This window comes from Kineococcus sp. TRM81007 (assembly GCF_022669155.1).
Taxonomy (GTDB): Bacteria; Actinomycetota; Actinomycetes; order Actinomycetales; family Kineococcaceae; genus Kineococcus.
The window spans coordinates 84,498-97,805 of sequence record NZ_JALBVB010000032.1 but is presented as its reverse complement, the minus strand read 5'-3'; the positions used below and the strand labels follow the sequence as shown (position 1 = coordinate 97,805).

The 13,308-nt window shown below is 78.1% G+C and carries 15 protein-coding genes; 9 read left to right on the top strand and 6 right to left on the bottom strand.

What is annotated here, in order from left to right:
- The coding region (locus tag MN205_RS03405; RefSeq protein ID WP_242124323.1) for an MFS transporter at positions 1-1,073 on the bottom strand (1,073 nt) is incomplete at its 3' end.
- Between the two features lie 176 nt (positions 1,074-1,249).
- Complete coding sequence (locus MN205_RS03400) at positions 1,250-1,615, bottom strand: STAS domain-containing protein (RefSeq protein WP_242124321.1); 366 nt, start codon at positions 1,613-1,615, stop codon at positions 1,250-1,252.
- Positions 1,616-1,811: 196 nt separating this feature from the next.
- Here MN205_RS03400 and MN205_RS03395 point away from each other — a divergent pair, with 196 nt between their 5' ends.
- The 4 genes from MN205_RS03395 to MN205_RS03380 all read left to right on the top strand — a co-directional run bounded on the left by MN205_RS03395 (position 1,812) and on the right by MN205_RS03380 (position 4,234).
- On the top strand, positions 1,812-2,441 hold the full coding sequence (locus MN205_RS03395) for a TetR/AcrR family transcriptional regulator (RefSeq protein ID WP_242124319.1): 630 nt from the start codon (positions 1,812-1,814) through the stop codon (positions 2,439-2,441).
- 104 nt (positions 2,442-2,545) lie between these two features.
- Complete coding sequence (locus tag MN205_RS03390) at positions 2,546-3,424, top strand: EamA family transporter (RefSeq protein WP_374115829.1); 879 nt, start codon at positions 2,546-2,548, stop codon at positions 3,422-3,424.
- Positions 3,425-3,442: 18 nt separating this feature from the next.
- Entirely contained in the window at positions 3,443-3,739 is a 297-nt protein-coding gene (locus MN205_RS03385; RefSeq protein WP_242730648.1) for an antibiotic biosynthesis monooxygenase, read from the top strand.
- Between the two features lie 186 nt (positions 3,740-3,925).
- The gene (locus MN205_RS03380; RefSeq protein WP_242124315.1) at positions 3,926-4,234 is read left to right on the top strand and encodes a hypothetical protein; all 309 of its coding nucleotides are present in this window, start codon (positions 3,926-3,928) and stop codon (positions 4,232-4,234) included.
- Here MN205_RS03380 and MN205_RS03375 read toward each other — a convergent pair.
- Positions 4,144-5,172 carry a universal stress protein gene (locus tag MN205_RS03375; RefSeq protein ID WP_242124314.1) on the bottom strand — a complete coding sequence of 343 codons (1,029 nt, stop codon included), beginning with the start codon at positions 5,170-5,172 and terminating at the stop codon, positions 4,144-4,146. The two genes, MN205_RS03380 and MN205_RS03375, sit on opposite strands and share 91 nt — an antisense overlap.
- A 151-nt stretch (positions 5,173-5,323) precedes the next feature.
- On the opposite strand from MN205_RS03375, the gene MN205_RS03370 reads away from it, so the two are divergent.
- Positions 5,324-6,862, top strand: a complete 1,539-nt coding sequence (locus MN205_RS03370) for an APC family permease (protein WP_242124313.1) — start codon at positions 5,324-5,326, stop codon at positions 6,860-6,862.
- 13 nt (positions 6,863-6,875) lie between these two features.
- Here MN205_RS03370 and nagA read toward each other — a convergent pair whose 3' ends face one another.
- Together nagA and MN205_RS03360 are read right to left on the bottom strand one after the other, a co-directional pair.
- Complete coding sequence (nagA, locus tag MN205_RS03365) at positions 6,876-7,988, bottom strand: N-acetylglucosamine-6-phosphate deacetylase (protein WP_242124312.1); 1,113 nt, start codon at positions 7,986-7,988, stop codon at positions 6,876-6,878.
- A gap of 28 nt (positions 7,989-8,016) precedes the next feature.
- Complete coding sequence (locus tag MN205_RS03360) at positions 8,017-9,069, bottom strand: SIS domain-containing protein (protein WP_242124311.1); 1,053 nt, start codon at positions 9,067-9,069, stop codon at positions 8,017-8,019.
- Positions 9,070-9,169: 100 nt separating this feature from the next.
- Between MN205_RS03360 and MN205_RS03355 the strand changes: the two genes are divergently transcribed.
- Genes MN205_RS03355 through MN205_RS03345 form a run of 3 tightly spaced genes read left to right on the top strand, consistent with a single transcriptional unit; the run spans position 9,170 to position 12,170 of the window.
- The gene (locus MN205_RS03355; protein WP_242124310.1) at positions 9,170-10,063 is read left to right on the top strand and encodes a MurR/RpiR family transcriptional regulator; all 894 of its coding nucleotides are present in this window, start codon (positions 9,170-9,172) and stop codon (positions 10,061-10,063) included.
- On the top strand, positions 10,060-10,965 hold the full coding sequence (gene murQ, locus MN205_RS03350; protein WP_242124309.1) for an N-acetylmuramic acid 6-phosphate etherase: 906 nt from the start codon (positions 10,060-10,062) through the stop codon (positions 10,963-10,965). The genes MN205_RS03355 and murQ overlap by 4 nt, the downstream gene beginning before the upstream one ends.
- Positions 10,965-12,170: an anhydro-N-acetylmuramic acid kinase gene (locus MN205_RS03345; protein ID WP_242124308.1), complete on the top strand. Its 1,206-nt coding sequence runs from the start codon at positions 10,965-10,967 to the stop codon at positions 12,168-12,170. The genes murQ and MN205_RS03345 overlap by 1 nt, the downstream gene beginning before the upstream one ends.
- Here MN205_RS03345 and map read toward each other — a convergent pair.
- Positions 12,157-12,924 carry a type I methionyl aminopeptidase gene (gene map, locus MN205_RS03340; protein ID WP_374115823.1) on the bottom strand — a complete coding sequence of 256 codons (768 nt, stop codon included), beginning with the start codon at positions 12,922-12,924 and terminating at the stop codon, positions 12,157-12,159. The two genes, MN205_RS03345 and map, sit on opposite strands and share 14 nt — an antisense overlap.
- Before the next feature lie 52 nt (positions 12,925-12,976).
- Here map and MN205_RS03335 point away from each other — a divergent pair, with 52 nt between their 5' ends.
- On the top strand, positions 12,977-13,267 hold the full coding sequence (locus tag MN205_RS03335) for a helix-turn-helix domain-containing protein (protein WP_242124304.1): 291 nt from the start codon (positions 12,977-12,979) through the stop codon (positions 13,265-13,267).
- Positions 13,268-13,308 lie beyond the last annotated feature (41 nt).

Genomic DNA, 13,308 nt, shown 5'->3' with positions numbered 1-13,308 from the left:
CGCGGGCGCCCGCGCGGCACCCACACCGCCAGGCCCGCCGCGGCCGCGGCCGCGAGCACCGCGACCGCCCCGCCGGCCGCGGCCAGGCCGGCGGCCCCGGCGACGGCGCCGACGAGGACGGGCCCGGCGGCCACCCCGGTGTCGGTGACCAGCCGCCACGCCCCCAGGTACACCGCCCGCCGCCCCGGCGGGGCGGTGTCGGCGCCCAGGGTCATCACCAGCCCGGCACCCATCCCGTTGCCCAGCCCCATGAGCGCGCCGACGAGCGCGACGGCCGCGCCGGTGTGCGCCAGCGGCAGCAGGGCGTGCGCGGCCCCCAGCACCAGCATGGACGGCACGCCCACGACCCGGCGGCCGAAGCGGTCCATCACCGCCCCGGCCGGGTAGAACAGCGCGGTGTCCACCGCCCCGGACAGGCCGACGACGAGGCTGGTGGCCGTGGCGTCGAGCCCGACGTGCTCGCACCACAGCGGCAGCACCGTCTGCCGGGACTGCCGCACCGCCTGCACCGCCAGGGCCGCCGCGCCGAGGGTGGACAGCAGCCGGGCGTGCTCGCGCAGCACGGCGAGGACACCGCCCCGCGCGGCGGCAGCGCCGACCGGGGCGCCGGGCGGGGGTGCGGGCGCGGGCGGGTCCGGCAGCACGAGCACGACGACCGCCGCGGCGAGCACCACCAGGACCGCGACCGCGTAGGCGCCGGCGCGCCCCAGGACCGCGGTGCCGGCGGCACCGGCGAAGGGCCCGACGAACAGGCCGATGCGTCCCACCCCGCCGAGGGTGGACAGGGCCCGGCCCCGCAGGTGCGCGGGGGCGGCGGCCGTCAGGAAGGACTGCCGGGCCAGCCCCCACACCCCGGCCGCCAGGCCCAGGAGCAGCGCGCACGCGGCGAGCACGGCGGTGGAGCGGGCGAGCGCCGCACCGGCGAGGGCGACGGCGGAACCGGCGGCGGCCAGGAGCATCGCCCGGCGCTCCCCCACCCGGGCGGTCAGCGCCCCCGCGGGCAGCGCGCCGGCGACCTGCCCGACGCCCAGCAGGGCCACGACGAGCGCGGCGACGCCCACGGGTGCGCCCACGGCGCGCGCGGTGAGCGGCAGCACCGGCAGGACGGCGCCCTGGCTGGTGCTGAACAGGGCGGCGGGGGCGTAGACGGCCGCCAGCGAGCGCCAGGAGCGGTCCCAGCCCGCCTCAGCCAGCGCGCACCCGTGCGGTCACGGCGACAGTGTGCGGCAGGCGCGCGAGCGGGTGCGCCTCACCCCTCGACGGCCTCGCCGAGGCGCAGCAGGCGGAAGACGTGGCGCAGGAAGGGCTGCACCTGCTGCAGGTGCAGCTCGCCGCCTGCGGCGCGCAGGTGGGCGCGGGCGGTGAGCACCGCGTCGATGCCGCGCACGTCGCAGAAGGTGACGTCGGCGAGGTCCACCTCCAGCTCGATGCACCCCTGCTGCAGGGCGCTGTCGACGACGCCGAGGAGCAGGTCGGCGGTCGCCGCCTCCAGCTCGCCGGAGGCGTGCAGGAGGGCCGGGGCGCCCCGCGGCCCCGGCCGCAGGACCAGGTCGAGGTGGGCGAGACCGCAGCCGGTGGCACGGTCGGCGGAGGCGGGGACGGTGGGGAGAGGCACGGGCACCCTCCGGTGCAGCGGGCTCCGGGTCGTCGTCGACCCGGTGCGTCGGCTGGGGCTGACGGTACAACCGCCCTCACCGTAGCCCTGGGGAGCGGTGCCGTCGAGGAGCGCGGGCGGCTCCCCCGTCAGCTCGGCGGTCCGCTCGCCGCCCACCTGATGGGTAGACTGGTCTACCCAGTGGAGGGGGAGGTCGATGGCCGGACGCCCGACCGGCGGCACGAGCCGGAGCCCGCACGCACCGCGCGGCCCGGCGCGCGAGCGCCTGCTGAACGCCGCGGCGGAGCTCTTCTACGCGCACGGCGTGGGCGCCACCGGCATCGACGCCGTGGTCACCGAGGCGGGTGTGGCCAAGATGAGCCTCTACAACAACTTCGCCTCCAAGGACGACCTCGTGCTGGCCCACCTGCGGGCCCGGCACGAGGAGTGGCTGGAGCTGTACCGGCGCCGACTGGCCACGGCCACCGACCCCGTCGCGCGCGTCGGCGCGGTCTTCGACGCCTACGTCGACCACGCCGAGGAGGCGTACCGGCACGGCTTCCGCGGCTGCGGGCTGCTCAACGCCGCCGCCGAGCTGCCCACGGGCTCCCCGGGCCGGGAGCTGGTGCGCCGGCACAAGGAGGAGGTGGAGTCGCTGCTGGAGACCCACCTGCTCGAGGTGGGCCTGCCCCCGCGGACCTGCGCCGGGACGGCGGAGCACCTGTCGTTCCTGCTGGAGGGGGCGATGGCCCGCGGCGGCCTGGAGGGCGAGTCCCGGCGCCTGCACCACGCCCGGGAGATCGCCGCGCACCTGCTCGCCCCCCTCACCGGGAGCGGCGGCCGGTGACGGGCGTCTCCGGCGTCGGCACCACCGGCAGCGGCACCACCCGCGGCACCACCACCGGCACCACCACCGGCACCACCACCGGCACCACCACCGGCACCCTGTGCGTGCTGGCCGCCGCCGTGCTGTGGGGCACCACCGGGACGGCGGCGGCGACGGCCCCCGCCGTGGGGCCCCTGGCCGCCGGGGCGGCCGCGATGGGCGTGGGCGGGCTGCTGCAGGCCGCCGCCGCGCTCGGGGGCCTGCGCCGGCACCGCGCCGCCCTGCGGGCGCAGCGGCGCACGCTGCTGCTCGCCGCCTGCGCCGTGGCGGTCTACCCGCTGGCGTTCTACTCCTCCATGCGCCTGGCCGGTGTCGCGGTGGGCACCGTCGTCACGATCGGCTCGGCGCCGGTCGCCGCCGCGCTCGTCGAGCGGGTGCTGGACGCGCGGCCCCTGACCCGCCGGTGGGCGCTGGGCGCGGCGACCGGTGTGCTCGGCGTCCTGCTGCTGGGTCTCGCGGACCACGGGGCCGAGGGCACGGCCGCCGGCGGGGCGCGAGCCGTCCTGGGCATCGCGCTCGGCCTGCTGGCCGGGCTGACGTACGCCCTGTACTCCTGGGGGGCGGCGCGGGTGATGCGCCGCGGCCTGCCCGCCGGGCCGGTGATGGGGGCGGTGTTCGGTGCGGGAGGTGTGCTGCTGCTGCCGGTCCTGCTGCTCACCGGGGGCCCGATCGTGGCCAGGGCGGACGACTTCGCCGCCGTCGCCTACCTGGCGCTGGTGCCGATGTTCCTCGGGTACGTGCTCTTCGGGCGGGGCCTGGCCGCGGTCCCGGCCAGCACCGCCACCACCCTGTCCCTGGTGGAGCCGGCCGTCGCCGCCGCCATCGCCGTCGTCGTCCTGGAGGAGCGGCTGCCGGTGGCCGGCTGGGTGGGTACCGCCCTGCTGCTCGCCGCCCTGGTGGTGCTCACCGCGCCGTCGCCCCCGCCTCGGGTGGTGGGCCGCTGATCGGTGAGGATGGACGTCGTGATCCTCGAACAGGCCGTCCTCGACGTCCGCCCCGGCCGGGCCGACGACTTCGAGGACGCCTTCTCCCGGGCCAAGACCATCGTCTCGGCGGTGCCCGGCTTCCAGCGGCTGACGCTGTCCCGCTGCCTCGAACGTCCTGACAGGTACCTGCTGCTGGTGCAGTGGGACACCCTCGAGGACCACACCGAGGGTTTCCGGGGTTCGGCGCAGTACCAGGAGTGGAAGCGGTTGCTGCACCACTTCTACGACCCGTTCCCGACCGTGGAGCACTACCGCGAGGTCACCACCGCCTGAGCGGTCGCTGCTCGACGCCGGCTGCAGCCCCACCCCCGGGGGCGGTGAGGCCGGCGCAGTGGGCGGTTGCCGCCTCCGCGGGGGTCGTGCAGCCGGCCGGGGAGCGCGACCGGGTGCGCCGGGGGGCGACCCACCGCAGCAGCCCGCCGTCGAACGCGCGTTCGAACCGCGTGCCATCCTGGTCGGGTGTCGGGAGGTCGGTGGAGCCGCGCGCACCAGGAGCGGTACCTCGCGGCCCGCGCCGGGGGCGAGCCCTCCGCGTCCGCCGGGCCCGTCCCGGCGCCCCCGGCCGCCGAGCGCACCGCGGTGCGGCACTGCTGGGTGCTCACCCCGCGCGACGGCGCGCGCCACGGCCTGCTGCTGGCGTGGCGGCGCGACCCGGAGGGGTGGCTGGGACGGGTGGCCTACGTGCTGCTGGACACCGCGGGCCGGCCGGTCCTGGTGGAGGGCTGGGTGCCGGCGTCCGTGCTGCGCCCGGCGCCCGGCCCGACCTGAGCGCCGGCGCGCGCGGTGTCGGGCAGCACGCCGGCGCGCGCGGTGTCGGGCAGCACGCCGGCGCGCGCGGTGTCGGGCAGCACGACGGTGCGCGCGGCGGGCGGCACGAGCACGACGGGCACGCGCAGGGTGCGCAGCGGCAGCACGGCGACGTCGGCGGTGGCGGCCACGGCGAGGTCGCCGGCGCGCTGGGCGCGGGCCACCGCGTCCCCGGGCCGGCCGTCGACGGGGTCGGCGAGCGCGGGCCGGTGCGCGGCGGCGGCGAGTCGCTGCCGGGTGGTGCGGTGCCGCTGCGCCGCCACCGGGGGGCGCCACCCGGGCGCGGCGGGGGCGCCGCGCGCGGTGAGCAGGCGCACGTCGCAGCCGACGGCGCTCGCGTGGCGGGCGGTGAGGTCGACCGCGGCGTCCGAGGCGGCGGCGAGCGCGGCGTCGGCGAGGACGAGCAGCCGCCGCGGGCGGGTCAGGACGGCACCGGGGCCGACGAGGACCACGGGCACGGGCGAGCGGGGCACGCACCCGCCCAGCACGTGCCCGGCGGCCAGGGGGTCGGTGTGCCGGCCGCAGCCCAGGACCAGCCAGCCGCCGCCGTCGGCGGCGGCCAGGAGCAAGCCGGTGGCGACGGCACCGGAAGCCACGTCGCCGGTGAGGACGGTGGTGCTCACCGGTGGGCAGCGACCCGGCAACCGCTCCAGCTCCTCCGCCAGCGCCGCGGGCAGGGACGCCGAGGGCGGGGACGCCGGGGACGGAGGGGCGGGGTGCGCGGGGTCGTGCGGGGGGTCCACCGCGACGACGTGCACGGCGCCACCGGCCGCGGACGCCTCCAGCAGCGCCCAGCGCAGCGCGCGCCGGGAGGCGCCCGAGCCGGACCAGCCGACCGTGGTGCGTTCCGGGGGCGGGTCGCCGCGCCGGGTCCCGTCCTCGTTCCGGTGGCCGTTCACGACACCGCCTCCTCGCGGCCGGGGCACGGGCGCGATCGCCCGCCGGTGCACCGATCGTCCACTCCCCCACCCGGGTCGCACAACAGGACGGGCGTCCCGCGTCAACGGTTACGCTTGCCCGCTGGATCGGCCCCGGAGCACGAGGAGCAGCATGGCGGCACGACGGGGCGCGGACGGCGCCTCCACCCTGGAAGCGGGCGGCAAGGGTCTGCGCACGGCGAGCCTGGGGCTGTGGGGCAACACCGTCATCGGCCTGGGGGCCACGGCCCCGGCGTACAGCCTGGCGGCGACCCTGGGGTACGTGGTGCTGGCGGTGGGCGAGAAGGCGCCGGCGATGTTCTTGGTGGCGTTCGCGCCGATGCTGCTGGTGGCGTTCGCGTACCGGGAGCTGAACCGCGCGGCACCGGACTGCGGCACCACGTTCACGTGGGGCACGAAGGCCCTGGGCCCGTGGGTGGGCTGGATGGGCGGCTGGGGCGTGGCGGTCTCGGCGATCATCGTCCTGGCGAACGTGGCGGAGATCTCCGCGGTGTACACGCTGAGGTTCCTGGGCGCGGAGGGGCTGGCGGAGAACCCGGTGCTGCGGGTGGGCCTGGGGGTGGTGTTCATCGCGGCGATGACGTGGGTGAGCTACCGCGGCATCAAGATCTCCGAGCAGGTGCAGAACGTCCTGGTGATCGTGCAGTTCGTGGTCCTGGGGCTGCTGGCGGTGGCCGCCCTGTACCTGGTGCTGGCCGGGGACGCCGGCCCGCAGGCGGTTCTGCCCGAGTGGGAGTGGTTCTCCCCGTTCGGGGTGAGCGCTTCGGCGCTGGCCGAGGCGGTGATCCTGTGCATCTTCATCTACTGGGGCTGGGACGCCTGCCTGGCCGTCACCGAGGAGACGCGCGACTCCGGGTCCACCCCGGGCCGCGCGGCGCTGCTGTCCACGGTGATCCTGCTGCTGACGTACGTGCTGGTCGCGGTCGCGGTGCAGGCGTACGCGGGTTTCGGCACCACGGGCATCGGGCTGCGCAACGAGGCGAACGCCGACGACGTGCTGACGGTCCTGGGCGACCCGGTGGGCGGTGCGGTGGCGGCCTCGCTGCTGCTGCTGACGGTGGCGGTCTCGGCGGCGGCCTCGACGCAGACCACGATCCTGCCGACCGCGCGCGGGACGCTGGCGATGGCGGTCTACGGCGCGCTTCCGCAGCGCTTCGCGCGGGTGCACCCGCGCTACCGGACCCCGTCGTTCGGCACGCTCGTCATGGGTGCCTCCGCGGTGGGGTTCTACCTCGTGCTGAGCGTGGTGAGCCAGAACGCGCTGCAGGACTCCATCGCCTCCCTGGGGCTGGCGGTGGCGTTCTACTACGGGATCACGGCGTTCTCCTGCGTGTGGCTCTTCCGCCGCACCCTGACCCGCTCGCTGCGCGACGCGCTGATGCGGGGGGTGTTCCCGCTGGTGGGCGGGGTCGCGATGATCTGGGCGTTCGGCCAGAGCGCGGTGGACATGCTGGACCCGGAGTACGGCTACACGCGCTTCGGTTCCCTGGGCGGCGTGTTCGTCATCGGGGTGGGGATGCTCGCCCTGGGCGTGCCGCTGATGCTGCTGTGCGCGGTGCGGCTGCGGGCGTTCTTCCGCGGCGAGACGCTGCGCGAGGACACCCCGGTGCTGGTGCCGGACACGGGGGAACCGCCCGTCGGCGGCCTGTGAGCCCCCGGGGCGGTCAGCGCACGACGCGCAGCAGGTGCAGGTCCGCGTCGAGCACGACCGCTCCCCCGGTGGCGCCGGGTTCCAGGTGACCGCGGTCGCCGCGCCCGAGCAGCGCCGCCGGGACGGCGGTCACGGCGGCCAGCGCGTCGTCGAGGGGGACCCCGGCGGTGGTGACGGCGAGGCGCAGCGCCCGGTCCAGGGTCAGGGTGCTGCCGGCGATGGCGCCGCCGTCGGCGAGGCGGGCGACGCCGCCGGTGACGGCGGTCTCCAGGCCGCCGAGGCGGTAGGTGCCGTCAGCCGCGCCGGCGGCGGCCATCGCGTCGGTGACGAGGGCGGTGCGCGCCGGGCCGGCGGCACGGGCTGCGTGGGCGAGCGCCAGCGGGTGCAGGTGCACGCCGTCGGCGATGAGCTCCACCACCACCCGCTCGTCGGCCAGCAGCGCCAGCACGGGGCCGGGGCGGCGGTGGTGCACGGGCGGCATCGCGTTGAACAGGTGGGTGGCCAGCCGGGCGCCGGCGTCGACGGCGGCGACCGCGGTGGCCTCGTCGGCACCGGTGTGCCCGACCGCGGCGATCGCCCCGTGGCCGCTCACGCGCCGCACCGCGTCCAGGCCGCCGGGCAGCTCGGGGGCGAGGGTGACCACCCGCACGAGGCCCGTGCCCAGCAGCCGGTCCACGTCGCCCGGCTCGGGCGCGCGCAGCAGGGCCGCGTCGTGGGCGCCGCGGTGCTGCGGGCTGAGCCAGGGGCCCTCCAGGTGCACGCCGGCGAGCACGTCGTCGGCGACGAGGTCCGCGAGCGCCGCGAGGGTGCCGGCCAGCTCGTCGAGGGGCCGGGTGACGAGGCTGGCGAGCAGGGTGGTGGTGCCGTGGGCGCGGTGCAGGGCGGCGGCGGTGCGGGCGGCGGCGACGGCGGTGTCGCCGGTGCCGCCGAAGGAGGCGCCGGCGCCGCCGTGGCAGTGCAGGTCCACGAACCCGGGCACGACGTGCGCACCGGTGACGACCCGGTCGGCGGTGGGCGCCTCGCCGGTGCCGACGGCGGTGACGGCACCGTCGCGCAGCAGCACCCACCCGTCGGGCAGGACGCGGGTGCCGGTGCGCACGGTGCCGCGCGCCAGGGTGGAGCTCACGCGCTCACCGGGTCCTTCACCGGGTCCTTCACCTGGTCTCGGTGACCTTGCGCAGGCCGCGGGGGGCGTCGGGGTCGAGGCCGCGGGCCAGCGCCATCTCCAGCGCCAGGCGCTGCAGGGGCACGATCTGCACGATCGGGGCGAGGTCCTCGCGGATCCCGCCGGGCACGGCCAGGCGCACGGTGGCGTCGGGCGCGAGGCCGTCGGGGGCCACGGCGCACACGTCGGCGCCGCGCTGGCGCAGCGCGTCCAGCACGGGGGTCATCGCCCGCCCGCCGGGGCCGTCGGGGACGACGGCGATGACGGGCCGGTCGGCGTCCACCACGGCGAGCGGGCCGTGCATGAGGTCGGCGGCGGAGAACGCCTGGGCGGACAGGTACGACGTCTCCATGAGCTTCAGGGCGGCCTCGCGGGCGGTGGGGTAGGAGTAGCCGCGGGCGGTGAGGACGAGGCGGTCGACGAACCGGTAGCGGGTGGCGACGGGGGCGACGTCGTCGGTGGCGACGGCGCGCTCCAGGGCGCCGGGGACGTCGTGGGCGGGGGTGGTGCCGGCGCCGCGCCAGGTGGTGATCAGCAGCCACAGGGTGAGCAGCTGGGCGGTGTAGCTCTTGGTGGCGGCCACGGCCAGCTCGGGCCCGGCGTGCACGTCGAGGTGCAGCTCGGCGGCGGCGGCCAGCGGCGAGGCGGGGTCGTTGGTGACGGCCAGGGTGAGGGCCCCGGCGCGGCGGGCGGCGGCGGTGGACTCCACGAGGTCGGGTGAGCCGCCGGACTGGCTGACGGCGATCCACAGCACGCCGGTCAGGTCCGGGGTGGCGCCGTAGACGGTGAGGGTGGAGGTGGAGGTCAGCCCGGCGGGCAGGCCGAGGCCCACCTCGACGAGGTACTTGGCGTAGAGGGCGGCGTGGTCGCTGGTGCCGCGGGCGGTGAGCAGGACGGTGCGGGGGGCGGCCTCGCGCAGCCGGGCCGCGACGCGGGTGAGCTCCCCGCCGGCGGAGGTGGCGGCGGACAGGACGCGTTCGGCGACCGCGGGCTGCTCGGCGATCTCGGAGCGGACCAGGTGGCCGCGGGTCGGGGTGCTCACGGCGCCTCCACGGGATCGGCGGGTGAAAGAAGTTGACACGACGGTACACGCGCGTGAAAGTCGATGCCAGAGCTTCGCCGCCCCGTCCCGGAGACCGCCCGTGCCGCCACCCGACGCACCGCCCGCCCCCGGGGTCCTGCGCGCCCACCTGCTGGCGGCGGTGCCCGCCGCCACGGCCTCCGCCGCGCGGGTGCTGCGGGTGCTGCTGGACGACCCGGGCGCCGCGCACCTGACCGTCACCGACGTCGCCGGCCGCGCCGGCACGAGCGAGGCCAGCGTGGTGCGCACCGCCCGCTCCCTGGGGTTCGCGGGCTACCCGCAGCTGCGGCTGGCGCTGGCGGCCGCCGGCGGCGCGGACGCGGCCGACGCCGCCGAGCCGGTCGCGCTGCTGACCGGCGACCTGACCGAGGGCGGCGACCTGACGGCGGTGGTGGCCACCCTCGCCGCCCTGGAGCGCGAGGCCGTCACCGCCACCGTCGGCACCCTCGACGTGGGGGTGCTCGCCGCAGCCGCCGAGGCGGTGGCCGCCGCGCGGGTCGTGGACTGCTACGGCGTGGGCGTCTCGGCGCTCGTGGCCCGGCACGCCGACCTGGGCGCGGCGCGCCTGGGTCTGGTCAGCAGGCTGCGCACCGAACCGCACGCCGCCCTCGTCAGCAGCGCCCTGCTGCGCCCGGGCGACGTGGCGCTGGTGGTCAGCCACTCCGGCCGCACCCGCGAGGTGCTCGCCGCGGCGAGGCGGGCCGGCGAGCGCGGCGCGGGCGTGGTGGCGATCACCGGGTCCGCCACGAGCCCGCTGGCCCGCTGCGCCGACCACGTGCTGGTGGCGGCCGGGCGGGAGACCGCCTACCGGGCGGGGGCGACGGCGGGCCGGGCCAGCGCGCTGTTCCTCGCCGACTGCCTGCACGCCGCCGTCGCGCAGCGGCTGGGCGGCGAGGCCGTGGCGGCGCTGCGCGAGACCCACCGGGCGGTCGGCGGGCAGGAGCGGGTCCGGTGAGCGGGGAGGGGCTGGACGCCCTGGTCACCGAGGCGGTCGACGGGCCGGGCCCGGACCTGGACGCGATGAGCACCCTCGACCTCGTGCGGCTGGTCAACGACGCCGACGCGCAGGTCGCCACCGCGGTGCGCGCCGAACTGCCGCGCATCGCCGCCGTCGTGGACGCCACCGCGGAGCGGATGGCCCGCGGCGGCCGCCTCGTCCACGTCGGCGCCGGCACCTCCGGGCGGCTGGGGGTGCTGGACGCCTCCGAGGTGCCGCCCACGTTCGGCACGGGACCGGACGTGGTGGTCGGTGTGATCGCCGGCGGGCCGGCCGCGCTGACCAGCGCCGTCGAGGCCGCCGAGGACGACGCCGGGGCCGGGGCGCGCGACGTGGAGGCGCTGGGCGTCGGCCCGCTGGACACCGTGGTGGGCATCGCCGCCAGCGGCCGCACGCCCTACGTGCTGGGGGCGGTGCGGCGCGCACGGGAACTGGGGGCTCTGACGGTGGGGTTGTCCTGCAACGCCGCGACGCCCCTGTCGGCGGCCTGCGAACTGGCGGTCGAGGTGGTCGTCGGCCCGGAGGTCGTGCGCGGCTCCACCCGGATGCGCGCCGGGACGGCCACGAAGATGGTGCTGAACACCCTCTCGACGCTGACGATGGTCCGCCTCGGCAAGACCCACGGGAACCTCATGGTGGACGTGCGCGCCACCAACGCCAAGCTGCGCCGGCGCGCGGTGCGGATCGTCGTGGCCGCCACCGGGGCCGGCGAGGCGGCGGCCGAGGAGGCGCTGCGGGCGGCGGACTGGCACGCGAGGACGGCGATCGCCGCGCTCGCGCTGGGCTGCGACGCCGAGGCCGCGCGCCGTGCGCTGGACGCCGCCGGCGGCCGGCTCTCCCGGGTGCTGGAGGACCGCTGATGCGCGTGCTGGGGATGATCTCGGGAACCTCCCACGACGGGATCGACACCGCCGTGGTGGAGTTCCGCGCCGACGGCCCGCACCTGACCGGGCACGTCGAGCACACCGGGTCCGTGCCGTACTCGCCGCGGCTGCGCGCCGACCTGGTGGCGGCGCTGCCGCCGAACCCCGCGAGCGCCGGGGCGCTGTGCGCGCTGGACACGCGGATCGGGCAGGAGTTCGCCGCGGCCGCGGTCGCGGCGCTCGCCGCGCTGCCGCCCGGCACGGTCGTGGACGCGGTGTGCAGCCACGGGCAGACCGTCCACCACGACGTGCGCGACGGCCGGGCGCTGGGGACGCTGCAGCTGGGGCAGCCGGCGTGGGTCGCGGAGGCCACCGGACTGCCCGTGGTCTCCGACCTGCGCGCCGCGGACGTCGCCGCCGGCGGGCAGGGCGCGCCGCTCGTGCCGCTGCTGGACCGGTTGCTGCTGGCGCCGGCGGTGGCGCGCGGGCGGCGGGTGGGCGCGCTGAACCTCGGCGGCATCGCGAACGTCACCGTCTGCGCGCCCGGTTCCGCGCCGCGGGCGTGGGACACCGGGCCGGCGAACGCGCTGATCGACGCGGTCGTGGCCGCGGACCCGGGGGCCGCGGACGGTTTCGNCCGCGACGGCCGGATGGCCGCCGCGGGCCGGGTCGACGAGGCGCTGCTGCGCGAGTTCCTGGCGGAGCCGTACTACGCGCTGCCGGCGCCGAAGAGCACCGGCAAGGAGGTGTTCCACGCCGGGTACGTGGCGCGGGTGCTGCACCGCGCGGGCGCGGAACCCGCGCCGGCCGACCTGGTGGCCACGCTGACGGCGCTGAGCGCGTGCACGGTCGCCGACGCGGTGCGCCCGCACCGGCTGGACGAGCTGGTCGTCTCCGGCGGCGGGGTGCGCAACCCGGTGCTGCTGGGGGCGATCGCGGAGCACCTGCCCGGTGCGGTGGTGCGGCCCAGCGACGACCTGGGCTGCCCGTCGGACGAGAAGGAGGCGATCGCGTTCGCGCTGCTGGGGTGGGCGACGCTGCACGGGCTGCCCGGCAGCGAACCGTCCTGCACGGGTGCGCGCGGCGCGCGGGTCCTGGGGCGGCTCACCCCGGCCCCGGACGGGCGCCTCCCCCGCCCGGGGCCGGTGGAACCTCCCGCGCAGCTCGTGCTGGCACCGCGGGCGGCCCTCACGGCAGGGTGAGCACCACCGGCCCGTCCTCGGTGACCGCCACGGTGTGCTCCTCGTGGGCGCCGGGCCGGCCGTCGGCGCTGCGCAGCGTCCAGCCGTCGGCGTCGACCGCGTGGTCCCCGCGCCCGCCGGCGAAGAACCACGGTTCGATCGCGACGACGAGACCGGGCCGCAGGACGAGGCCGCGCCCGGGCCGTCCGTCGTTGGGCACGGCGGGGTCCTCGTGCATGGTGCGGCCGATGCCGTGCCCGCCGAAGTCGGTGCTCACCCCGCAGCCGCGCTCGCGCGCGACCGCGCCGATCGCGGCGGAGACGTCGCCGATGCGCGCGCCGGGGACGGCGGCGGCGATCCCGGCGGCCAGGGCGTCGCGGGTGGCGGCGACCAGCTCGGTGTGGCCGGGGCGGGGTTCGCCGACGCTGAAGGTGGTGGCGGAGTCGCCCGCCCAGCCGTCCAGCAGCGCCCCGCAGTCGACGCTGAGCAGGTCCCCGGGCCGCAGCGCGTACGGGCCGGGGATGCCGTGCAGCACGGCGTCGTCGACGGAGGTGCAGACCGCCCCGGGGAACGGGGTGGGGGCGAACCGGGGCCGGTAGCCGAGGAAGGGGGAGGTGGCGCCGGCGGCGGCCAGGACCTCGCGGGCGACGGCGTCCAGCTCGTCGAGCCGCACCCCCGGGGCGGCCGCGGCGCGCACGGCCGCCAGCGCGTCGGCGACGACCTTCCCCGCCGCGCGCATCGCCTCGACCTCGCCGCGCGTCTTGAGCTCCACCACCGCTGCCTCCCGAAACTCACGGTATATCTATCCCGGTATTAGTATCACGCCCATGGTTCGTCCCCCGCTGCCCGAGGAGGCCCGCGAGCGCGGCCGCCGGCTCGGCGAGCTGCTGCGCCGCGCGCGCGGCGAGCTGACCGTCGTGCAGGTCTCCGCGCGCTCCGGCGTGCCCGCCGAGACGCTGCGCAAGATCGAGGCGGGACGCGTGCCGACCCCGGCGTTCTTCACCGTCGCCGCGCTCGCCGCGGCGCTGGAGGTGCCGCTCGACGAGGTCGCCGACGCCTGCCGCGCCGCCCCGGGCGCCGCGCCCGGCGCGGTCGGGGCCGACGGACTGACCGCCTGACCGCCCCACCCCCACCGTGATCTTGCACGGTTGAACGCTCA